This window comes from Streptomyces sp. NPDC047108, from assembly GCF_040643575.1.
Classification (GTDB): Bacteria; Actinomycetota; Actinomycetes; order Streptomycetales; family Streptomycetaceae; genus Streptomyces.
On the sequence record NZ_JBEYUP010000026.1, the window covers coordinates 62,900 to 84,929 of the forward strand.

Below are 22,030 nucleotides of genomic sequence, written 5' to 3' on the forward strand. Positions count from 1 at the left end.
GACGGGCCTGAGAGGGCTCCGGACGACGCGAAGGGCCGCCGCTCCCGGGAGAGGGAGCGGCGGCCCTTCACATGCGCGCGGAGGGTCCGCGGTGGCCCGAAGGCTCTTAGAGCACGCGCGTCGCCGAGGTCGCCGGGTAGTCGCTGAGCTTCTGCTTCACCACGCCCTTGCTGGGGTTGGCGGCGTCGATGTACATGCCGTCGCCCGCGTAGACCGCCACGTGGTAGGCGCTGCCCGTACCGCCCCAGAAGAGCAGGTCGCCCACCTGGAGGTTGTCCAGGGAGACCGGCGTACCGGTCGTCGACTGGTCCTGCGAGACGCGCGGCAGGTCCACGCCAACGGTCTTGAACGCGGCCTGGGTGAGGCTGGAGCAGTCGTACGCGGCGGTCCCGGTCGCGCCGAGGACGTACGGCTTGCCGAGCTGGGCCTCCAGGAAGCTCATGACCTGACCCACACTGCCCTTGGCGGAGGACGCGGTGCTGAGCGTGGTGCGCTCGGCGGAACGGGAGGCGCGCTCCTTGGCCTCCGCGGCCTTCTTGGCCTTCGCCCGCGCCTCGGCCTTCCGCTCGGCCTCCTGCTTGGCCTTCTTGGCGGCCTTGTGCGCGGCATCGGCTGCGCGCTCCCGCATGTCCTGCAGGTCGGCGCGCTGCTGGTAGTCGATGGCGGCCTGCTCGGTCGCCGCGGAGGACTTCGCGGCGACGTCCGTGAGGACGTCGTTGACCGCGGGCAGCTCCGCGGTCGTCTCGCCGGCGGGCTCGGCCGCGATCGCGGACCCCGATCCCGCAGTCACGGCGATGGTGCTGAGGACGCCGCCGGCAACGCGCGCGCGTACCCAGGTAGAGGTGGTGCGCGGTTTCCGGCGGCTTCGTATGTGAGCGGTGTGGGACATGCGTACACGGCTACCAGGGAGCCACAGGTTCCTTCAAGAAACGTGTGATGCGCCACACTTGTCGAGTACGCGACGAGAATCGACTGTTACCGATCTTGGTGCACTGATTCCACTCCGGAGGGATCAGTCGCGGTCAGAGCCATGATCATGGGGTTTCGTTGATTCGCCCGAATTGCGCGACGCTTACCACCACTTACGGTCGGTGGCCAAGCAACGGATTTCGCACCCGTCATGCAGAGTGGGATAGCTCACGGTTTGGCGAAACATTGAACGGCCGCCGACGCAAGTGAATGTGTGCACGCACTGGCGATCTTGGCCGGATTTCGAGCCGTCGCGCGGAACCTTTCCCGCGCCCCCTTGCCGACGTGTCCGGAGTTCAACTATCAGGCCCCGCTGTCCATTGCGAATTTGCATGGACAGCACGGCTTTGCTAGGCGGGCACCGCCCTGACCAGCGGTAAGGCCGCCGAATGTCACGTCTCGTGGTCGACCGGACGCTTCGCGTATGAAGATCACCGCTGATCCGACTTCATGATCGTTCGTCAGGTGGTGGAGATCACAAAGCCCTTGTGCAACCCCGTGTCGCAGATCACAGGACGAGGGGCATAGGATGCATTCGACTCGGGCTTGTGAACTGCCTCACATGTGCACGATCTTCGTCTCGGCAGAGCACACGTCCGGTCGCGGTCCGCAGTCATCGTCGACTGGAAGGAGCGAGGAGCGTGAACGCCTATGCGCCCATCCTCGTGCTAGGCGCCCTCGGGGCAGGCTTCGCGATCTTCTCCGTGGTCATGGCCAGTCTCGTCGGCCCGAAGCGGTACAACCGGGCCAAGCTCGAGGCGTACGAGTGCGGCATCGAGCCGACCCCGCATCCCGCCGGCGGCGGGCGCTTCCCGATCAAGTACTACCTGACGGCGATGCTCTTCATCGTCTTCGACATCGAGATCGTCTTCCTCTACCCCTGGGCCGTCACCTTCGACGCGCTGGGGCTGTTCGGGCTCGTCGAGATGCTCCTCTTCGTGCTCACGGTCTTCGTCGCCTACGCCTACGTATGGCGGCGCGGCGGCCTGGAATGGGACTAGGGAGCTAGGGGCCAACACCATGGGTATCGAAGAGAAACTGCCGAGCGGTTTCCTGCTGTCCACCGTCGAGCAGGCAGCCGGCTGGGTGCGCAAGTCCTCGGTCTTCCCGGCCACGTTCGGCCTGGCGTGCTGCGCCATCGAGATGATGACGACGGGCGCGGGGCGCTACGACCTCGCGCGCTTCGGCATGGAGGTCTTCCGCGGATCACCGCGCCAGGCGGACCTGATGATCGTGGCGGGCCGGGTGAGCCAGAAGATGGCGCCGGTGCTGCGGCAGGTCTACGACCAGATGCCGAACCCCAAGTGGGTCATCTCCATGGGCGTCTGCGCCTCCTCCGGCGGGATGTTCAACAACTACGCGATCGTGCAGGGCGTCGACCACGTCGTGCCGGTGGACATCTATCTGCCCGGCTGCCCGCCCCGCCCCGAGATGCTGATGGACGCGATTCTCAAGCTCCACCAGAAGATCCAGGGCGAGAAGCTCGGCGTGAACCGCGAAGAGGCCGCACGCGAAGCGGAGGAGGCGGCGCTCAAGGCCCTTCCGACGATCGAGATGAAGGGGCTGCTCCGGTGAGTGACGACAACGGGGTCAACCCCGACAAGGACCTCAACGCCCAGAACCTGCCCGGTCAGCGGGGCGACCAGGGCGAGGTCATCGACGTACGCCGCGGCATGTTCGGCGGCAGCACCGGGGGCGACACCTCCGGCTACGGCGGGCTCGTCCGGTCCGTCCGGCTGCCCGGCGCGTCCAGCCGTCCGTACGGAGGCTGGTTCGACGAGGTCGCCGACGAACTCGAGGGCGCGCTGGAGGAGCAGGACCTCCTCCCGGAGAACGCCATCGAGAAGACCGTCGTCGACCGCGACGAACTCACCTTCCACATCGCCCGCGAGCACCTCGTCCAGGTCGCCACGACGCTCCGCGACGATCCCGCCCTGCGCTTCGAACTGTGCACCGGCGTCAGCGGAGTTCACTTCCCCGGCGACAAGGGCCGCGAGCTGCACGCCGTCTACCACCTGCGCTCGATCACCCACAACCGGCTGATCCGGCTCGAGGTCGGCTGCCCCGACGCCGACCCGCACATCCCGTCGATCGTCCCGGTCTATCCGACCAACGACTGGCACGAGCGCGAGACCTACGACTTCTTCGGCATCGTCTTCGACGGCCACCCGGCGCTGACGCGGATCATGATGCCGGACGACTGGCAGGGCTTCCCGCAGCGCAAGGACTACCCGCTCGGCGGCATCCCCGTCGAGTACAAGGGCGCCCAGATCCCGGCTCCCGACCAGCGGAGGTCGTACACCTGATGTCCACCCACGCAACTCCGCGCGAGACCACCGAAGGCACCGTCTACACCGTCACCGGCGGTGACTGGGACGAGGTCGCGGCCGCCGCGGCCAAGGCCGACGACGAGCGCATCGTCGTCAACATGGGCCCCCAGCACCCGTCCACGCACGGCGTGCTCCGGCTGATCCTGGAGATCGACGGCGAGACGGTCACCGAGGCCCGCTGCGGAATCGGCTACCTCCACACCGGTATCGAGAAGAACCTCGAGTACCGGACGTGGACCCAGGGCACCACCTTCGTGACGCGCATGGACTACCTCACCTCGTTCTACAACGAGACGGGGTACTGCCTGGCCGTGGAGAAGCTGCTCGGCATCGAGGACGACATCCCCGACCGGGCAACCCTGATCCGTGTGCTCCTCATGGAGCTGAACCGCCTCTCCTCGCACCTGGTGTGCATCGCCACCGGCGGCATGGAGCTGGGCGCCACCACGGTCATGATCTACGGGTTCCGGGACCGCGAAATGATCCTGGACCTCTACGAGTTGATCACCGGCCTGCGGATGAACCATGCGTACATCCGCCCCGGCGGCCTCGCCCAGGACCTGCCGCCCGGCGCGGTCGACGCCGTGCGCGAGTTCATCAAGACGATGCGGAAGAACCTCCCGGAGTACGACAAGCTCGCTACCGGGAACCCGATCTTCAAGGGCCGTATGCAGGGCGTGGGGTATCTCGATCTCGCGGGCTGCATGGCCCTCGGGGCCACAGGACCGATTCTGCGCTCCACCGGTCTCCCGCACGACCTCCGCAAGGCTCAGCCCTACTGCGGCTACGAGACCTTCGACTTCGAGATCCCGACCGCCGACACCTGCGACTCCTACGGGCGGTTCCTGATCCGCCTGGAGGAGATGCGCCAGAGCTTGCGGATCGTCGAGCAGGTCCTGGACCGGCTGGAGCCGGGCCCGGTCATGGTCGGGGACAAGAAGATCGCCTGGCCCGCTCAGCTCGCGCTCGGCCCCGACGGCCTGGGCAACTCGCTCGACCACATCAAGAAGATCATGGGCACGTCGATGGAGGCCCTGATCCACCACTTCAAGCTGGTCACCGAAGGCTTCCGGGTCCCGCCCGGCCAGGCGTACGCGGCCGTTGAGTCGCCCAAGGGCGAGCTGGGCGTGCATGCGGTCAGCGACGGCGGCACCCGCCCGTACCGGGTCCACTTCCGGGACCCCTCGTTCACCAACCTGCAGGCCATGGCGGCGATGTGCGAAGGCGGCCAGGTCGCCGACGTCATCGTCGCGGTGGCGTCCATCGACCCCGTGATGGGAGGCGTCGACCGGTGACAGCCAACCCAGCCAACCCCGAGGTGCAACTGGGGATGCCGCAGCTCCCGGCCCCCGACTACCCGGCCGACGTCCGGGCCCGGCTGGAGGCCGACGCGCGCGAGGTGATCGCCCGCTACCCCGGCAGCCGGTCCGCGCTGCTGCCGCTGCTGCACCTGGTGCAGTCGGAGGAGGGGTACGTCTCCCGCACCGGCATCCGCTTCTGCGCCGAGATGCTGGACCTCACCACCGCCGAGGTCACCGCGGTCTCGACCTTCTACACGATGTACCGGCGCAAGCCGTCGGGTGACTACCAGGTCGGCGTCTGCACCAACACCCTGTGCGCGGTGATGGGCGGCGACGCCATCTTCGACGAGCTGAAGCAGCACCTGGGCGTCGGCAACGGCGAGACCACCGAGGACGGCAAGGTCACGCTGGAGCACATCGAGTGCAACGCGGCCTGCGACTTCGCGCCCGTCGTGATGGTCAACTGGGAGTTCTTCGACAACCAGACGCCCGACTCCGCACGGCAGTTGGTGGACGACCTGCGCTCCGGCCAGGACGTCGAACCGACCCGCGGCGCGCCCCTCTGCACGTACCAGCAGACCGCCCGGATCCTCGCCGGCTTCCCGGACGAGCGGGCCGGAGCGGTCGAGGCCACCGGCGGCGCGGGCCACGCCTCGCTCGCGGGACTGCGGCTCGCCAAGGGCGAGACCGGTCCCGGCCGGGTCGTCTCCCCCCGCTCCGCCGACCGGTCGGCGGACGAGCCGTCCGCGGCCCGGCCGTCGGGCGAGGCGCCCCCGACCCACCCCAGCTCGCACGACTCCCGCCCGTCGCCCGACCACCACCCCTCATCGAGTCCCTCCGGGACGCAGCAATCACCGAAGACCTCCGCCTCGGACCCGAAGCACCCCTCCGGTCCGGTGTCCGAGGAAGGCGAGGAGTGATGACCGTGTCAACCGAACAAGGCGGCACCTCCCGGCCCGAGGCCGGAGGGGAGACCAGCCCCGAGAAGCTGCTCGTACCCGTGCTGTCGGCGTTCTGGGACCAGCCGAACTCCTGGACCCTGGACACCTACCGGCGCCACGACGGCTACCAGGGGCTGCGCAAGGCCCTGGCGATGGCACCCGACGACGTCATCGCACTCGTCAAGGACTCCGGTCTGCGCGGCCGCGGCGGCGCGGGCTTCCCCACCGGCATGAAGTGGCAGTTCATCCCGCAGGGCGACGGCAAGCCGCACTACCTCGTCGTCAACGCCGACGAGTCCGAGCCCGGCACCTGCAAGGACATCCCCCTCCTCTTCGCCAACCCGCACTCGCTCATCGAGGGCATGGTGATCGCCTGCCATGCGATCCGTTCCAGCCACGCCTTCATCTATCTCCGCGGCGAGACCGTGCCCGTGCTCCGCCGGCTGCACCACGCGGTCGCCGAGGCGTACGAGGCCGGCTACCTCGGCAAGGACATCATGGGCAGCGGCTTCGACCTGGAGCTGACCGTCCACGCGGGCGCGGGCGCGTACATCTGCGGCGAGGAGACAGCGCTGCTCGACTCGCTCGAAGGCCGCCGCGGCCAGCCCCGGCTGCGGCCCCCCTTCCCCGCGGTCGCCGGTCTCTACGCCTGCCCCACCGTGGTGAACAACGTCGAGTCCATCGCCTCGGTTCCCGCGATCCTGCACAAGGGCAAGGACTGGTTCCGCTCGATGGGCAGCGAGAAGTCCCCGGGCTTCACGCTCTACTCGCTCTCGGGACACGTCGCAGGCCCCGGCCAGTACGAGGCACCGCTCGGCATCACGCTGCGCCAACTCCTCGACATGAGCGGCGGCATGCGGCCCGGCCACCGGCTGAAGTTCTGGACGCCCGGCGGCTCCTCGACCCCCCTGCTCACCGACGCGCACCTCGACGTCCCGCTGGACTACGAGGGCGTGGGCGCGGCCGGGTCGATGCTCGGCACCAAGGCGCTGCAGTGCTTCGACGAGACCACCTGCGTGGTGCGGGCCGTGACCCGCTGGACGGAGTTCTACGCCCACGAGTCCTGCGGCAAGTGCACGCCCTGCCGCGAAGGCACGTACTGGCTCGTGCAGTTGCTCCGCGACATCGAGGACGGCAAGGGCCGCATGGAGGACCTCGACAAGCTGAACGACATCGCCGACAACATCAACGGCAAGTCCTTCTGCGCCCTCGGTGACGGTGCCGCCAGCCCGATCTTCTCCTCCCTGCAGTACTTCCGCGAGGAGTACGAGCAGCACATCACCGGCCGCGGCTGCCCCTTCGACCCCGCGAAGTCGACGCTGTGGGCCGACGACCACAAGACCGCCACCACCAAGGGGGTGCACGCGTAAATGACCGTCACGACGAACGCCCCCACCGGAGGCGGGGAGGCGGCGGTGCCGCCGGAGGACCTGGTGTCCCTCACCATCGACGGCATCGAGATCTCCGTCCCCAAGGGGACCCTCGTGATCCGGGCCGCCGAGCTGCTCGGCATCGAGATCCCGCGCTTCTGCGACCACCCGCTCCTCGACCCGGCCGGCGCCTGCCGCCAGTGCATCGTCGAGGTCGAGGGCCAGCGCAAGCCGATGGCGTCCTGCACGATCACCTGCACGGACGGGATGGTGGTGAAGACCCAGCTCACCTCGCCCGTGGCCGACAAGGCCCAGCGCGGTGTGATGGAGCTGCTGCTCATCAACCACCCCCTCGACTGCCCGGTCTGCGACAAGGGCGGCGAGTGCCCCCTGCAGAACCAGGCGATGAGCGCCGGGCAGGCCGACACCCGCTTCGAGGGCAGGAAGCGGACGTTCGAGAAGCCGGTACCGATCTCCGCGCAGGTGCTGCTGGACCGCGAGCGGTGCGTGCTGTGCGCGCGCTGCACCCGCTTCTCCAACCAGATCGCGGGCGACCCGATGATCGAGCTGCTCGAGCGCGGCGCGCTCCAGCAGGTCGGCACCGGCGAGGGCGACCCCTTCGAGTCGTACTTCTCCGGCAACACCATCCAGATCTGCCCGGTGGGTGCGCTCACCTCCAAGGCGTACCGGTTCCGCTCCCGCCCCTTCGACCTCGTCTCCTCGCCGAGCGTCTGCGAGCACTGCTCGAGCGGCTGCGCGACACGCACCGACCACCGGCGCGGCAAGGTCATGCGCCGTCTGGCCGCCGACGACCCCGAGGTCAACGAGGAGTGGATCTGCGACAAGGGCCGTTTCGGCTTCCGCTACGCGCAGCTCCCCGACCGGCTGACCACCCCGCTCGTCCGCAACGACGCCGGTGAACTGGAGCCCGCGAGCTGGCCCGAGGCCCTGGAGGCCGCGGCCCGCGGACTGCGCGACGCCAAGGGCCGTACGGGCGTGCTGACCGGCGGCCGGCTCACCGTCGAGGACGCCTACGCGTACGCCAAGTTCGCCCGGGTCGCCCTCGACACCAACGACATCGACTTCCGGGCCCGCGTCCACAGCGCCGAGGAGGCCGAGTTCCTCGCCGCCCACGTGGCAGGGCGCGGACGGGACGTCGGCGGTCCCTCCCAGGGAAGCCCGGGCGTCACCTACAGCGAGCTGGAGAAGGCACCCGCGGTGCTGCTCGTCGGGTTCGAGTCCGAGGAGGAGGCGCCGGGCGTCTTCCTGCGGCTGCGCAAGGCCAACCGCAAGCACGGCCAGCGGACCTTCGCCATCGCCCCGTACGCCACGCGCGGCCTGACCAAGGCGGGCGGCGTGCTGCTCCCGGCCGCCCCGGGCACGGAGACCGCGTGGCTGGACGCTCTCGCGGGCGCCTCGGGCCTGGACGGGGAGGGCGAGCAGGCAGCCGAGGCGCTGCGCGCCGAGGGCGCGGTGATCGTCGTCGGCGAGCGGCTGGCGGGCATTCCCGGTGGGCTAACCGCGGCCGTCGGCGCGGCATCCGCGACCGGCGCGCGGCTGGTGTGGATCCCGCGGCGCGCCGGCGAGCGCGGAGCGATCGAGGCGGGCGCCCTGCCCGGGCTGCTGCCCGGCGGCCGCCCCGCGACCGACCCGCGGGCCCGCGAGGAGACCGCGGCGGCCTGGGGGGTCGGCGGACTGCCGCACCGTCACGGCCGCGACACCGCCCAGATCGTCGAGGCCGCCGTGGGCGGCGAACTGGCCGGACTGCTCGTGGCGGGCGTCGAGGTCGCCGACCTGCCCGACCCGGACCGGGCGCTCAAGGCCCTGGACGAGGCGCGGTTCGTGGTCAGTCTCGAACAGCGGCCGAGCGAGGTCACCGAGCGGGCGGACGTGGTGCTGCCCGTGGCGGCCGCCGCCGAGAAGGACGGCACGTACCTCAACTGGGAGGGCCGCGCGCGGATGTTCCAGGCCGCGCTCAAGCCGGACCTGATGGTGCAGCGCCACCGCATGACGGACGCCACCGTGCTCTCCATGCTCGCCGACGCCATGGACGAGCACCTCGGCCTGCCGGACGTGCGCACCGTACGCCGCGAGATGGAGCGGCTCGGCGCCTGGACCGGCCCGTACGCCACCGGGCCCACGGAGCAGCCGGAGACGCTGCCCCGGCCCGCGGAGGGCGAGGCCGTCCTCGCCGGACACCGGCTCCTGCTCGACCAGGGCCGCCTGCAGAACGGTGACGAGGCGCTGGCCGGGACCCGGCACGCCGCGGTCGCCCGGCTCTCGGCCGCCACGGCCGAGGAGGCAGGGGTGGCCGACGGCGCGATGCTGCGGATCTCCGGCCCGGCCGGGTCCGTCGAACTCCCGCTGCAGGTGACGCCGATGCCCGACCGGGTGGTGTGGATGCCGCTCAACTCGACGGGCGGAGGCGCCCACCGGGACCTGGGGACCGTGCCCGGCCGACTCGTGAAGATCGCCGCGGCCCCGACGGAGGTGGACGCATGATCCAGACGCTGGCAGCCGAGGACCTGTCGATGTTCGGCCACGACCCGTGGTGGCTGGTCGTCATCAAGGCGGTCTTCTGCTTCGCCTTCCTGATGGTGACGGTGCTGATCTCCATCGTCTGGGAGCGCAAGGTCGTCGCCTGGATGCAGCGCCGCATCGGCCCCAACCGCCACGGCCCCTGGGGCATGCTCCAGTCCCTCGCGGACGGCATCAAGCTGATGCTCAAAGAGGACCTGATCGTCAAGCGCGCCGACAAGGTGGTCTACGTGCTGGCGCCGGTCGTCGCGGCGATCCCCGCCTTCATGGCGATCGCGGTGATCCCCTTCGGCCCGGCCGGCAACGAGATCTCGATCTTCGGCACGCGCACCACGATGCAGCTCACCGACCTGCCGATCGCGATCCTCTACATCCTCGCGGTCGCCTCGATCGGCTTCTACGGCATCGTGCTCGCCGGCTGGTCGTCGGGCTCCACGTACCCGCTGCTCGGCGGTCTGCGGTCGGCGGCCCAGCTCATCTCGTACGAGATCGCCATGGGCCTGTCGTTCGCGGCGGTCTTCCTCTACTCCGGTTCGATGTCGACCTCGACGATCGTCTCGGCACAGCACGACCGCTGGTTCGCGATCCTGCTGCCGGTGTCGTTCCTGGTCTATGTCGTGTCGATGGTGGGCGAGACGAACCGCCTGCCCTTCGACATGCCGGAGTCCGAGGGCGACCTCGTCGGCGGCTTCAACACCGAGTACTCCTCCATCAAGTTCGCGATGTTCATGCTGGCCGAGTACGTCAACATGGTCACCGTCTCGGCGGTCGCGACGACGCTGTTCCTCGGCGGCTGGATGGCCCCGTACCCGATCAGCGCGATCTGGGAGGGCGCGAACCACGGCTGGTGGCCGATGCTCTGGTTCACGATCAAGGTTCAGCTGCTGCTGTTCTTCTTCATCTGGATCCGCGGCTCGCTCCCGCGCGTGCGCTACGACCAGCTGATGAAGCTGGGCTGGAAGGTCCTCATCCCGGTCTCGATGGTCTGGGTGATGCTCGTCGCGACCGTCCGCGCCCTGCGCAACGAGAACGTGGACTACCAGGAGATCGTGCTCTACGTCGGCGGCGGTGTTCTCGTCCTGCTCCTGCTGTCGTTCGTCGTCGACGTCTTCCGCGACCGCGGGGCGAAGGCGGCCGAGGCCGAGGCCGGTCCGGAGCCGGCGTTCGACCCGATGGCCGGGGGCTTCCCGGTTCCCCCGCTGCCCGGACAGACCCTGCCACCCGTTCCGCGCCGACGGCCGCGCGAGAAGCGCGAGTTGATTGTCAGTGGCGGAGTCGATACTGACCGTGACGGAAAGGAGGCTGACGGTGCCTGACTTCCAGAATCCGGTGGCCGGCTTCGGCGTGACCTTCAAGGCCATGTTCACGAAGCGGCTGACCGAGCAGTACCCGGAGGAGAAGAAGCCGACCGCGCCGCGCTTCCACGGCCGGCACCAGCTCAACCGCCATCCGGACGGGCTCGAGAAGTGCATCGGCTGCGAGCTGTGCGCCTGGGCCTGCCCGGCCGACGCGATCTACGTCGAGGGCGCGGACAACACCGAGGAGGAGCGCTACTCCCCGGGCGAGCGGTACGGCCGCGTCTACCAGATCAACTATCTGCGCTGCATCCTGTGCGGCCTGTGCGTCGAGGCGTGCCCCACCCGCGCGCTGACCATGACGAACGAGTACGAACTCGCCGACCGCACCCGTGAATCGCTCATCTACACCAAGGAGGAGCTGCTCGCGGGGCTGGACGAGGGCATGGTCGACTCACCGCACGCGATCTTCCCGGGCATGACCGAGAAGGACTACTACCAGGGCCTGGTCACCGGGGCCGCCCCGGACACCGAGCGCCAAGTCGCGGTGTCCAAGGGCGAGAAGCCCCAGGAGGCCGACGCGGCGACCGGGGAGAACGAGCCGGCGGCCGACCCGGCAGCGCGGAAGGGGGCGGACGGATGAACGCGCTCGCCGCCTACTCCACCTCCACCGGCGAGGCCGTCCAGTTCTGGGTGCTGGGCACCGTGGCCGTCATCGGCGCGCTGTGCACGATCCTGATGAAGAAGGCCGTGCACAGCGCCCTGTGCCTGGCCGGCACCATGATCGTCCTGGCGGTGTTCTACCTCGCCAACGGCGCGTACTTCCTCGGCATCGTGCAGATCGTCGTCTACACCGGCGCCGTGATGATGCTCTTCCTCTTCGTCGTCATGCTGGTCGGCGTCACCGCGTCCGACTCGCTCAAGGAGACGCTGAAGGGGCAGCGCTGGCTGGCGGCCCTCTGCGGACTGGGCTTCGGCGTCCTGCTGATCGGCGGTGTCGCCAACGCCTCGCTCAAGGACTTCAGCGGTCTGGGCGAGGCCAACTCCGGCGGGAACGTCGAGGGTCTGGCCGCCCTCGTGTTCACCAAGTACGTCTTCGCCTTCGAGATCACCGGCGCCCTGCTGATCACCGCGGCCGTCGGCGCGATGGTGCTCACCCACCGCGAGCGCACCGAGCGCGCCGCGACCCAGCGTGAGCAGGCCGAGGCCCGCGTCCGCGCCAACAAGCAGGTGCCGCCGCTGCCCGCGCCGGGTGTCTACGCCCGGCACAACGCCGTCGACATCCCCGGACTGCTGCCGGACGGCACGGTCTCCGATCTCACCGTCAGCGACACGCTGCGGGCCCGGGGCCAGATCCGCGATGTGTCGGGCCAGGCACTCGCCGACCTCGCCGCGCTGGAGCAGCGCGCCGAGGCCCGGCTGGGCCGGCTCGAGCGAGCCGAGGAGGCAGGCAAGTGAACCCGGTCAACTACCTCTATCTGGCCGCTCTGCTGTTCAGCATCGGCGCGGCCGGGGTGCTGATCCGGCGGAACGCGATCGTGGTCTTCATGTGCGTCGAGCTGATGCTGAACGCGTGCAACCTGGCGTTCGTCACCTTCTCGCGGATGCACGGCAACCTCGACGGCCAGATCATCGCGTTCTTCACGATGGTCGTCGCCGCGGCCGAGGTCGTGGTCGGCCTGGCGATCATCGTGATGATCTTCCGCTCCCGCCATTCGGCCTCGGTCGACGACGCCAGCCTGATGAAGCTGTAAGGGGTCGCAACAGTGGACAACCTCATCGGACTGCTCATCGCGGCCCCGCTGATCGGCGCGGCCGTCCTCTTGTGCGGCGGGCGGCGGCTCGACCGTATCGGCCACTGGATCGGCTGCGCGCTCGCCTCGGCGTCCTTCGTCATGGCCGCGGTGCTCTTCTTCCACATGCTGGGGCTGGGAGGTGAGGAACGGACCATCCGCGAGCACCTGTTCAGCTGGATTCCGGTCGGCGGCTTCCAGGCCGACGTGGCCTTCCAGCTCGACCAGCTCTCGATGACCTTCGTGCTGCTGATCAGCGGAGTGGGCTCGCTCATCCACTTCTACTCCGTCGGCTACATGGAGCACGACGAGCGCCGCCGCCGCTTCTTCGGCTACCTCAACCTCTTCCTCGCGGCGATGCTCCTGCTGGTCCTCGCCGACAACTACCTTCTGCTGTACGTCGGCTGGGAGGGCGTGGGCCTCGCCTCGTACCTGCTCATCGGTTTCTGGCAGCACAAGCCGAGCGCGGCCACGGCGGCCAAGAAGGCGTTCATCGTCAACCGTGTCGGCGACATGGGCCTGTCCATCGCGATCATGATCATGTTCGTGACCTTCGGGACGTTCGCGTTCCAGCCGGTGCTGGACTCGGTCGGCGAGACGAGCGAGGGCACGCTCACCGCGATCGGGCTGATGCTGCTCCTCGGTGCCTGCGGCAAGTCCGCCCAGGTCCCGCTCCAGTCCTGGCTCGGTGACGCGATGGAGGGCCCGACCCCGGTCTCGGCCCTCATCCACGCCGCGACGATGGTGACCGCGGGGGTCTACCTGATCACCCGCTCCGGGGCGATCTTCAACGGCGCGCCGGACGCGCAGATCGCGGTCGTCACGGTCGGCGCGGTCACGCTCCTCTTCGGTGCGATCGTCGGTTGCGCGAAGGACGACATCAAGAAGGCCCTGGCGGGCTCGACGATGTCCCAGATCGGCTACATGATCCTCGCCGCGGGCCTCGGCCCCATCGGCTACGTCTTCGCGATCATGCACCTGGTCACCCACGGCTTCTTCAAGGCCGGTCTCTTCCTCGGCGCCGGTTCGGTCATGCACGGCATGAACGACGAGGTGGACATGCGGAAGTACGGCGGCCTTCGCAAGTACATGCCGATCACCTTCGTCACCTTCGGGCTCGGCTATCTGGCGATCATCGGCTTCCCGGGCCTGTCCGGCTTCTTCTCCAAGGACAAGATCATCGAGGCTGCCTTCGCCAAGGGCGGCACGGAGGGCTGGATCCTCGGCGGCGCCGCGCTGCTGGGCGCGGCCATCACCGCGTACTACATGACGCGCGTGATGGTGATGACCTTCTTCGGCGAGAAGCGGTGGCAGCCGGACGCGGAGGGCAACGAGCCGCACCCGCACGAGTCGCCGAGGTCGATGACCATCCCCATGATCATCCTTGCCTTCGGATCAGTCTTCGCGGGCGGGCTGTTCAGCATCAACGAAGCGTTCGTGAAGTGGCTCGAACCGGTCACCCAGTTCGAGCACGGGCACTCGCCGCTCAGCGCGGCCACGGTCACCACGGCCACGGTCGTGGTGATGCTGCTCGGCGTCGGTCTCGGCTGGGCGCAGTACGGCCGCCGGCCGGTGCCGGTCACCGCGCCGCGCGGTTCGCTGCTGACCCGGGCCGCCCGACGCGACCTGCTGCAGGACGACTTCAACCATGTCGCCCTGGTCAAGCCCGGTGAGTATCTGACGCGTGGTCTGGTCTACCTCGACCACAGCGTCGTCGACGGAGTGGTGAACGGCACGGCGGCTTCGGTCGGCGGGCTGTCGGGCCGGATGCGCAAGGTGCAGAACGGCTTCGCCCGCACGTACGCGGTCTCGATGTTCGGCGGTGCGGCGATCCTGGTCGCCGCGACCCTGCTGATGAGGGCGGTCTGATCGATGTCATTTCCCCTGCTGACACTCACGGCCGCGGTGCCCGCCATCGGTGCCGTCGCCACGGCCGCCGTGCCCGCGGCGAAGCGCACGGCCGCGAAGTGGCTGGCACTGACCTTCTCGCTCGCCACGCTCGTCCTGGCGGCGGTCGTCCTCGTACGGTTCGAACCGGGCGGCGCGCGCTACCAGTTGACCGAGTCCCACGCCTGGATCGCGGACTTCGGCGTGCGCTACGAACTGGGCGTGGACGGGATCGGGGTCGCCCTGGTCGCCCTGACGGCCCTGCTCATCCCCTTCATCATCGTGGCGGGCTGGCATGACGCCGACCCGCTGGAGGAGAAGGCGCCCAACCGCCGGTGGCGGCCGACCCAGGGCTTCTTCGCGCTGATCCTCATGGTCGAGGCGATGGTGATCCTCTCCTTCGAGGCCACCGACGTCTTCCTCTTCTACATCTTCTTCGAAGCCATGCTCATCCCGATGTACTTCCTCATCGGCGGCTTCGGGGACCGGGCGAGCGCTCACGGCGAGGACGAGGCGAGCAAGCAGCGCAGCTACGCCGCGGTGAAGTTCCTCCTCTACAACCTCGCCGGCGGTCTGATCATGCTGGCCGCGGTCATCGGGCTCTTCGCCATCACCGCCGACGACCTCGGCCAGGGCACGTTCTCCCTCCAGGAGATCGTCCAGGCGCGGGCGAACGGCGACCTCACCATGGCGACGTCCACCGAGCGGTGGCTGTTCCTCGGCTTCTTCTTCGCGTTCGCGGTGAAGGCGCCGCTCTGGCCGCTGCACACCTGGCTGCCGAACGCGATGGGGGAGTCCACGGCGCCCGTCGCCGTCCTCATCACGGCGGTCGTCGACAAGGTCGGCACCTTCGCGATGCTCCGCTTCTGCCTCCAGCTCTTCCCGGAGGCATCGAAGTGGGCCACGCCGGTGATCATCGCGCTCGCGCTGGTCAGCATCGTCTACGGCGCGCTCCTCGCGGTCGGCCAGCGGGACATCAAGCGCCTGGTGGCCTACGCGTCGATCTCCCACTTCGGCTTCATCATCCTGGGCATCTTCGCGATGACCACCCAGGGCCAGGGCGGCGCGACGCTCTACATGGTCAACCACGGGATCTCGACCGCGGCGCTGATGCTGGTCGCGGGCTTCCTGATCTCGCGCCGCGGCTCGCGCCTGATCGCCGACTACGGCGGTGTGCAGAAGGTGGCTCCCGTCCTCGCGGGCACCTTCCTGATCGGCGGTCTGGCCACGCTCTCGCTGCCGGGGCTCGCGCCGTTCGTCAGTGAGTTCCTGGTCCTGGTCGGCACGTTCAGCCGCTATCCGGCGGCGGGCATCATCGCGACCTTCGGCATCGTGCTGGCCGCGCTCTACGTCCTGGTGCTCTACCAGCGCACCATGACCGGGCCGGTGAAGGACGAGGTCCGGAGCATGCCCGACCTCAAGGTCCGTGAACTGGTGGTCGTCGCCCCGCTGATCGCGCTGCTGATCTTCCTGGGCGTCTACCCGAAGCCGGTCGCTGACATCGTCAATCCGGCGGTCGACCACACGATGTCCGTGGTGGATGAACACGACCCCAAGCCTGACGTTCCGGTACGAGACCTGGAGGCCGCGAAGTGATCGCCGTGGCAGACGCAAGTGTTGTCCACAGCCTGTGGACAACGGCGGCCGAGGCCCCCCAGAAGATCCCGGCCCCCGACATCGAGTACGGGCAGCTCGCCCCGACCCTGATCGTGATCGGTGCCGCCATCGTCGGCGTGCTCGTCGAGGCCTTCCTGCCGCGCCGCAGCCGCTACTACACGCAGCTGATGCTGTCGCTGACCGCCCTCGCCGCCGCCTTCGCGGCGGTCGTGGGGCTGGCCGCGGGCGGCTTCGCGGACAGCAAGTCACGGATCTCCGCCATGGGCGCCGTCGCGGTGGACGGCCCCGCCCTCTTCCTGCAGGGCACGATCCTGCTGGTGTCGCTCGTCGCGGTCTTCACCTTCGCCGAGCGGCGGCTGGACCCCGCGGCGCACGGCAAACAGGTCGACTCCTTCGCGGCGTCGGCCGCCGCCACACCGGGCGGACCGGCCGAACAGGAAGCGGTCAAAGCCGGGTTCACCACCACCGAGGTGTTCCCGATGCTGCTCTTCGCGGTCGGCGGCATGCTGATCTTCCCCGCCGCGAACGATCTGCTGACCCTCTTCGTCGCCCTCGAGGTCTTCTCGCTCCCGCTCTACATCCTGTGTGCGCTGGCCCGCCGCCAGCGGCTGCTGTCGCAGGAGTCGGCGATGAAGTACTTCCTCCTCGGCGCCTTCTCCTCGGCGTTCCTGCTGTTCGGCATCGCACTGCTCTACGGCTACGCGGGCACCGTCACGTACGGCGGGATCGCCGACGTCGTGGACGGCACCGTACGGGAGGTCACCCCCGCCCTCGCGGGCACGATGGGCAACGACGTTCTGCTGCTGATCGGCGGCGCGATGGTGCTGATGGGGCTGCTCTTCAAGGTCGGCGCCGTGCCGTTCCACATGTGGACGCCGGACGTCTACCAGGGCGCCCCGACCCCCGTCACCGGCTTCATGGCCGCCGCGACGAAGGTCGCCGCGTTCGGAGCGCTGCTCCGTCTGCTGTACGTCGTCCTGCCGGGCCTGCGCTGGGACTGGCGGCCGGTGATGTGGGGCGTCGCCATCGTCACCATGCTGGTCGGCGCGATCGTGGCCGTCACCCAGACCGATGTGAAGCGTCTGCTGGCCTACTCCTCGATCGCCCACGCGGGCTTCATCCTGGCCGGTGTCATCGCGGCCACCCCGGACGGCGTCTCCTCGGTGCTGTTCTACCTGGCCGCGTACTCCTTCGTGACGCTCGGCGCCTTCGCCGTCGTCACGCTGGTGCGCGATGCGGGCGGCGAGGCCACCCACCTGTCCAAGTGGGCCGGGCTCGGGCGGCGTTCGCCCCTGGTGGCGGCGGTCTTCGCGGTCTTCCTGCTGGCCTTCGCGGGCATCCCGCTGACGTCCGGCTTCTCCGGCAAGTTCGCCGTCTTCAAGGCGGCGGCCGAGGGCGGTGCCGGCGCGCTGGTCGTCGTCGGTGTCATCTCGTCGGCGATCGCGGCGTTCTTCTACATCCGCGTCATCGTGCTCATGTTCTTCAGCGAGCCGAAGCCGGAAGGACCCACCGTCGCCGTGCCCAGCCCGTTGACGACGGCCGCGATCGGCATCGGCGTCGCCGTGACGGTCGTGCTCGGCGTCGCGCCGCAGTACTTCCTGGACCTGGCGGGGCAGGCGGGTGTGTTCGTGAGGTAGTCCCTGCCGAGGCCGTCGTCCTCGCGGACGGTGGCCCGTCCGGCTGCGACGGCCCGTGGTGCGCCGTGTCCTGAAGGACATGGCTCCGCACCGCGGGCCGTTGGTCTGCCGTTCACGGCCGGATGCCACAGTTTCCCCGTGAACCTCCCACATCACCGTCGTTCATCCGGCGCCCCGGCCGCCCCCGAACGCCGGGTCACCCAGGTCGTCGCACATCGCGGCGCCTCCGACGACCATCCCGAGCACACCCTCGCCGCCTACGAGCAGGCCATCGAGGACGGCGCCGACGCGCTGGAGTGCGATGTGCGCCTGACGCGCGACGCGCGGCTGGTGTGCGTCCACGACCGGCGGGTGAACCGCACGTCCGACGGCCGCGGCGCCGTCTCGGCCCTCACCCTGGACGAGCTGGACCGCTTCGACTTCGGCTCCTGGAAGGGCGGCGGCGCCGGACCTTCGCGGATCCTCGCCTTCGACGAACTCCTGGCGCTGGCCACATCCGCGCCCCGGCCCGTGGACATCGCCGTCGAGACCAAGCACCCCACCCGCTGGGCCGGGCGGGTCGAGCACGAACTCGTACGCCAGTTGCGGCTGTTCGGGCTCCACCGACCACGCACGGGGGAGCGGCCCAGGGTGCGGCTGATGAGTTTCTCGCGCACCGCGCTGCACCGCCTGGCGGCCCTGGCGCCCGATCTGCCGCGCGTCCTGCTCACGGAGCGGCGGCCGCTCCCGGGCCGGGAGGCGGCCCTGCCGCGCGGCGTCCGGATCGCCGGCCCCGGCATCGATCTCGTACGCGCCCGGCCCGGCCTCGTACGCCGGCTGCGGGCGGCGGGCCACCAGGTCCACGTGTGGACGGTGGACGAGCCCGAGGACGTCGAGCTGTGTCTGGAGCTGGGCGTGGAGACGCTGATCACCAACCGCCCCCGCCAGGTCCTGGAGCAGATCGGCAACCGCTGAACCGGCCCGCGGACGGGCCGGTTCAGGGTCTGACCCAGGTCCCGGCGTGGGCGCCGGCGAGGACTGCGGCCAACGCGGGTACGGCGCGCTCGGCGCCGACGGCGGAGCTGGCGTTGCCACAGTGCCGCGCCACCGGGCGCCGACCCGGTGGCGTCTCGGACCTGGGGGTTCGTGCCTCCGCCGGGCAAGATCTGCCACCCGGTTCCGCCGGGTTCAGGAAGTGCGGGAGTACCGACGGACCGCCCGCCGCTGCCCGACGCCGCGCGAGAGGGGCGCCGGGCGCGGACGCCCGTCAGACCGCTTGGGCCGCCGCGGGCAGGACGCGGCCGGACACCTCGCCGAGGCCGATGCGGCTGCCGTCCGCGCCGGGGGCCCAGGCCGTCAGCGTCACCTCGTCGCCGTCCTCCAGGAACGTCCGCTTGCCGTCCGGCAGCTCCACCGGGTCGCGCCCCGACCAGGTCAGCTCCAGCAGGCAACCGCGCTGCTCCGGCTCCGGGCCGGAGACCGTGCCGGAGGCGAAGAGGTCACCGGTCCGCAGTGAGGCGCCGTTGACGGTCATATGGGCGAGCTGCTGGGCCGCTGTCCAGTACATGGTCGAGAAGGGCGGCTCGGAGACCGGGTGGCCGTTGATCGAGACCGTGATCCGGATGTCCAGCCCGCCGGGCTCCAGGTCCGCGTCGTCCAGGTACGGCAGCAGGGCGTGATCCCGGGCCGGAGGCGCCGTACGAGCCGCGTCCAGCGCCTCGAGCGGGGTGACCCAGGCGGAGACGGACGTCGCGAAGGACTTGCCCAGGAACGGCCCCAGCGGCACGTACTCCCAGGCCTGGACGTCCCGCGCCGACCAGTCGTTGAGCAGGCAGACGCCGAAGACGTGATCGCGGAAGTCGCTCTGCGGCACCGGCCGGCCGAGGGCCGACGGCGTGCCGACGACGAAGCCGACCTCCGCCTCGATGTCCAGGCGCAGCGACGGCCCGAAGGAGGGGGCCGGGTCGGAGGGCGCCTTGCGCTGCCCGCTGGGCCGTACGACCGGGGTGCCGGAGACGACGACGGTGCCGGCCCGCCCGTGGTAGCCGATGGGCAGGTGCTTCCAGTTGGGGGTCAGCGGCTCGCCGTCGGGCCGGAAGATCCGGCCGACGTTGGTGGCGTGGTGCTCGCTGGCGTAGAAGTCGACGTAGTCGGCGACCTCGAAGGGGAGGTGCAGGGTGACGTCGGTCAGGGGGTGCAGGAACGGCTCGATCGCCGGGTAGCCGAGCCAGGTGCGGATGTCGGCGCGCACGGCCTGCCAGACGGGGCGGCCCGCGGCCATCAGGGCACCCAGGGTGGGGCTGGCCAGCAGATCCGAGTGGGGGGAGCCGAGCGCCGTCGCCGCCGTGTGGACGTCCAGGACGTGGTCGCCGTAGCGGACGCCGATGCGGTGCCGGCCGGGCTCGTCCGCCGTGCTGAAGACGCCGTACGGGAGGTTGTTCAGACCGAAGGGATCGCCTTCGGGAACATTGAGCGGGCTCCGCTCGGGCTGCTCGGGCTGCTCGGGCATGGATCGGTGCCTCGCCTTCCTGTCCGCCGGGTGGCCGGTCCCACAGATTACGGCCTGGCGGCTGGCCATGGGCCGATAGGCAGTGAATCACCAATGCACATCACATGCTGGGAAAAAGCAGTGCGGGCGCGGGAGGTGACGCACGCGCCGGGTGGTTCGAGCGCACGCCCCGCGACCGTCCCTAGTTCTCCGGTCCCCGTTCCCCGGTCCCCCGCTCCGGTCCGCCGCCGTGCACCGTCGACCCGGCCGGTGCCCGCCTCCTCCGTACCCGTCCTGTGCCCCGGGCCCGTGCCCGCGGCACGCGCGCGCCGCGCCTGCGCGCCCCGCCGATCCCGCGCGCGCTGCGCCGTCCGGGCGAGCGCCCGCTGCCGGATTCCCGGCGTCACCGGTGGTCGAGGTGGTGTTCCCGCGGCCCGGCCGGTACGACGGACGGCCGCCCGCTGTGATCCACAGGCGACCGGATACGCTGCCAGTGGTGACAGCGACAGATCGACATTCCGTGTAGGTCGTTTGCAGACAGGAGAACCCCTCGTGACCGTCGTCGGGCCTTTCGGGCTGAGCGTGCGGGACCAGGCTCTGGAAGCCGATGTCCAGGCCGGGTTGGCGGCTGTCGAGGAGGGCCTGCTGGAGGCCACCAAGAGCGACGTGCCCTTCATCACCGAGGCGGCGCAGCACCTCGTGAAGGCGGGCGGCAAGCGGTTCCGCCCGCTGCTGGTGATGCTGGCGGCGCAGTTCGGTGACAGCTACGCCCCTGGCGTCGTCCCGTCCGCCGTGGTCGTCGAGCTGACGCATCTGGCGACGCTCTACCACGACGACGTGATGGACGAGGCCGATGTGCGGCGCGGTGTGGCCAGCGCCAACGCCAACTGGGACAACTCGGTCGCCGTGCTGACCGGCGACTTCCTCTTCGCGCGCGCCTCGCACATCCTGGCCGATCTCGGACCCGAGGCCGTCCGCATCCAGGCCGAGGCCTTCGAGCGGCTGGTCACCGGCCAGATCCTGGAGACGGCCGGACCGCGTGACGGCCGCGACCCGGTCGACCACTACCTCGACGTCCTCGCGGGCAAGACCGGCTCGCTGGTGGCGGTCTCCGGGCGCTTCGGCGCCATGATGTCCGGCGCCGACGAGCGCGTCGTCGACATCCTGACCCAGTACGGCGAACGGCTCGGCATCGCCTTCCAGCTCGCCGACGACGTGCTCGACATCGCGAGCGACAGCCACGAGTCCGGCAAGACGCCGGGCACGGACCTGCGCGAGGGCATCCCGACGCTGCCGGTGCTCCGCCTGCGGGCCCTGGCGGCCACGTCCGGCGACCCCGCCGACCAGGAGCTGTGCGCGCTGCTCGACGGCGACCTGACGGACGACGCGCGTCACGCGGAGGCGCTGCGCAGGCTGCGGGTCCACCCCGCGCTCGAGCAGGCCCGCCGGGACACCGTCCGGTACGCGGAGGAGGCGCGCGCGATGCTGGCGCCGCTGCCGGTGAGCCCGGCGCGGGCGGCGCTGGAGGAGCTGTGCGACGCCGTGGTGCACCGCGCCGGCTGAAGCCGATCGCTCGCCCGCTGACGCCGAACCCGCGCCGGCTGAGGCCGATCCCCTCGCAGGCATCTCGCCGAATCTCTCGTCGGGCCGTCCCCGGTCCCTCCCCGGACCGTCGTTGACGTCGCGTCACCTCGCCCGCCCCCGCCGTCGTGTCACGGTCGGTCCGTACGTCCACGGAGTCCGGTCCTCCTCCACCGGGTACGGTCCGCCGCCTACCGCCCGTCCCACCCCCTAGGTGTATTGATCACGAGCGTTGTTGACTGTCGTGGGGGTTGATCGATAGCGAAGACCTCCGCTGTGGTGGAGCTGTCTAGGACTGCACCGC

General features: G+C 70.1%; 18 protein-coding genes. 16 read left to right on the top strand and 2 right to left on the bottom strand.

Annotated features, from left to right (window positions below; all coding sequences use genetic code 11):
* Window positions 1-106: 106 nt before the first annotated feature.
* A complete protein-coding gene (locus ABZ822_RS30300; RefSeq protein ID WP_360861189.1) occupies window positions 107-790 on the bottom strand; it encodes a C40 family peptidase in 684 nt (227 codons plus the stop codon).
* Between the two features lie 820 nt (window positions 791-1,610).
* Here ABZ822_RS30300 and ABZ822_RS30305 point away from each other — a divergent pair.
* The 15 genes from ABZ822_RS30305 to ABZ822_RS30375 all read left to right on the top strand — a co-directional run bounded on the left by ABZ822_RS30305 (window position 1,611) and on the right by ABZ822_RS30375 (window position 18,632).
* Window positions 1,611-1,970 carry an NADH-quinone oxidoreductase subunit A gene (locus ABZ822_RS30305; protein ID WP_360861191.1) on the top strand — a complete coding sequence of 120 codons (360 nt, stop codon included), beginning with the start codon at window positions 1,611-1,613 and terminating at the stop codon, window positions 1,968-1,970.
* 19 nt (window positions 1,971-1,989) lie between these two features.
* A complete protein-coding gene (locus tag ABZ822_RS30310) occupies window positions 1,990-2,544 on the top strand; it encodes an NADH-quinone oxidoreductase subunit B family protein (RefSeq protein WP_360861193.1) in 555 nt (184 codons plus the stop codon).
* Window positions 2,541-3,275, top strand: coding sequence for an NADH-quinone oxidoreductase subunit C (locus ABZ822_RS30315; RefSeq protein ID WP_360861195.1), 735 nt, complete (start codon window positions 2,541-2,543; stop codon window positions 3,273-3,275). Before ABZ822_RS30310 ends, ABZ822_RS30315 begins: the two co-directional genes overlap by 4 nt.
* Window positions 3,272-4,594, top strand: coding sequence for an NADH-quinone oxidoreductase subunit D (locus ABZ822_RS30320; protein ID WP_360861237.1), 1,323 nt, complete (start codon window positions 3,272-3,274; stop codon window positions 4,592-4,594). The genes ABZ822_RS30315 and ABZ822_RS30320 overlap by 4 nt, the downstream gene beginning before the upstream one ends.
* 35 nt (window positions 4,595-4,629) lie before the next feature.
* The gene (gene nuoE, locus ABZ822_RS30325) at window positions 4,630-5,520 is read left to right on the top strand and encodes an NADH-quinone oxidoreductase subunit NuoE (protein WP_360861239.1); all 891 of its coding nucleotides are present in this window, start codon (window positions 4,630-4,632) and stop codon (window positions 5,518-5,520) included.
* Complete coding sequence (nuoF, locus tag ABZ822_RS30330) at window positions 5,520-6,911, top strand: NADH-quinone oxidoreductase subunit NuoF (protein ID WP_360861197.1); 1,392 nt, start codon at window positions 5,520-5,522, stop codon at window positions 6,909-6,911. The genes nuoE and nuoF overlap by 1 nt, the downstream gene beginning before the upstream one ends.
* Window positions 6,912-9,413, top strand: a complete 2,502-nt coding sequence (locus tag ABZ822_RS30335; RefSeq protein ID WP_360861199.1) for an NADH-quinone oxidoreductase subunit G — start codon at window positions 6,912-6,914, stop codon at window positions 9,411-9,413.
* Complete coding sequence (nuoH, locus tag ABZ822_RS30340) at window positions 9,410-10,765, top strand: NADH-quinone oxidoreductase subunit NuoH (protein WP_360861201.1); 1,356 nt, start codon at window positions 9,410-9,412, stop codon at window positions 10,763-10,765. Before ABZ822_RS30335 ends, nuoH begins: the two co-directional genes overlap by 4 nt.
* A complete protein-coding gene (nuoI, locus tag ABZ822_RS30345) occupies window positions 10,758-11,387 on the top strand; it encodes an NADH-quinone oxidoreductase subunit NuoI (RefSeq protein ID WP_360861203.1) in 630 nt (209 codons plus the stop codon). Before nuoH ends, nuoI begins: the two co-directional genes overlap by 8 nt.
* A complete protein-coding gene (locus ABZ822_RS30350; RefSeq protein WP_360861206.1) occupies window positions 11,384-12,202 on the top strand; it encodes an NADH-quinone oxidoreductase subunit J in 819 nt (272 codons plus the stop codon). Before nuoI ends, ABZ822_RS30350 begins: the two co-directional genes overlap by 4 nt.
* Window positions 12,199-12,498: an NADH-quinone oxidoreductase subunit NuoK gene (gene nuoK / locus ABZ822_RS30355; RefSeq protein WP_251414822.1), complete on the top strand. Its 300-nt coding sequence runs from the start codon at window positions 12,199-12,201 to the stop codon at window positions 12,496-12,498. The genes ABZ822_RS30350 and nuoK overlap by 4 nt, the downstream gene beginning before the upstream one ends.
* Window positions 12,499-12,510: 12 nt before the next feature.
* Window positions 12,511-14,406 (top strand): NADH-quinone oxidoreductase subunit L, encoded by a 1,896-nt coding sequence (gene nuoL, locus ABZ822_RS30360; RefSeq protein WP_360861208.1) that lies wholly within the window; start codon window positions 12,511-12,513, stop codon window positions 14,404-14,406.
* A gap of 3 nt (window positions 14,407-14,409) precedes the next feature.
* Window positions 14,410-16,020 carry an NADH-quinone oxidoreductase subunit M gene (locus tag ABZ822_RS30365; RefSeq protein ID WP_360861210.1) on the top strand — a complete coding sequence of 537 codons (1,611 nt, stop codon included), beginning with the start codon at window positions 14,410-14,412 and terminating at the stop codon, window positions 16,018-16,020.
* Between the two features lie 5 nt (window positions 16,021-16,025).
* Entirely contained in the window at window positions 16,026-17,678 is a 1,653-nt protein-coding gene (gene nuoN, locus ABZ822_RS30370) for an NADH-quinone oxidoreductase subunit NuoN (RefSeq protein ID WP_360861212.1), read from the top strand.
* Window positions 17,679-17,816: 138 nt separating this feature from the next.
* Window positions 17,817-18,632, top strand: a complete 816-nt coding sequence (locus ABZ822_RS30375) for a glycerophosphodiester phosphodiesterase (protein ID WP_360861214.1) — start codon at window positions 17,817-17,819, stop codon at window positions 18,630-18,632.
* 292 nt (window positions 18,633-18,924) lie between these two features.
* Here the strand turns inward: ABZ822_RS30375 and fahA are convergent, their stop codons facing one another.
* Window positions 18,925-20,166 (bottom strand): fumarylacetoacetase, encoded by a 1,242-nt coding sequence (gene fahA / locus ABZ822_RS30380; protein WP_360861216.1) that lies wholly within the window; start codon window positions 20,164-20,166, stop codon window positions 18,925-18,927.
* 531 nt (window positions 20,167-20,697) lie between these two features.
* On the opposite strand from fahA, the gene ABZ822_RS30385 reads away from it, so the two are divergent.
* On the top strand, window positions 20,698-21,708 hold the full coding sequence (locus ABZ822_RS30385) for a polyprenyl synthetase family protein (RefSeq protein ID WP_360861218.1): 1,011 nt from the start codon (window positions 20,698-20,700) through the stop codon (window positions 21,706-21,708).
* The last annotated feature ends 322 nt before the right edge of the window (window positions 21,709-22,030 follow it).

Coding starts and splice junctions, on each gene's coding strand:
- nuoE (WP_360861239.1), top strand. CDS start 4,630: ATGCCGCAGCTCCCGGCCCCCGACTACCCGGCCGACGTCCGGGCCCGG.
- fahA (WP_360861216.1), bottom strand. CDS start 20,166: ATGCCCGAGCAGCCCGAGCAGCCCGAGCGGAGCCCGCTCAATGTTCCC.
- nuoH (WP_360861201.1), top strand. CDS start 9,410: ATGATCCAGACGCTGGCAGCCGAGGACCTGTCGATGTTCGGCCACGAC.
- ABZ822_RS30365 (WP_360861210.1), top strand. CDS start 14,410: ATGTCATTTCCCCTGCTGACACTCACGGCCGCGGTGCCCGCCATCGGT.
- nuoF (WP_360861197.1), top strand. CDS start 5,520: ATGACCGTGTCAACCGAACAAGGCGGCACCTCCCGGCCCGAGGCCGGA.
- ABZ822_RS30310 (WP_360861193.1), top strand. CDS start 1,990: ATGGGTATCGAAGAGAAACTGCCGAGCGGTTTCCTGCTGTCCACCGTC.
- ABZ822_RS30335 (WP_360861199.1), top strand. CDS start 6,912: ATGACCGTCACGACGAACGCCCCCACCGGAGGCGGGGAGGCGGCGGTG.
- ABZ822_RS30350 (WP_360861206.1), top strand. CDS start 11,384: ATGAACGCGCTCGCCGCCTACTCCACCTCCACCGGCGAGGCCGTCCAG.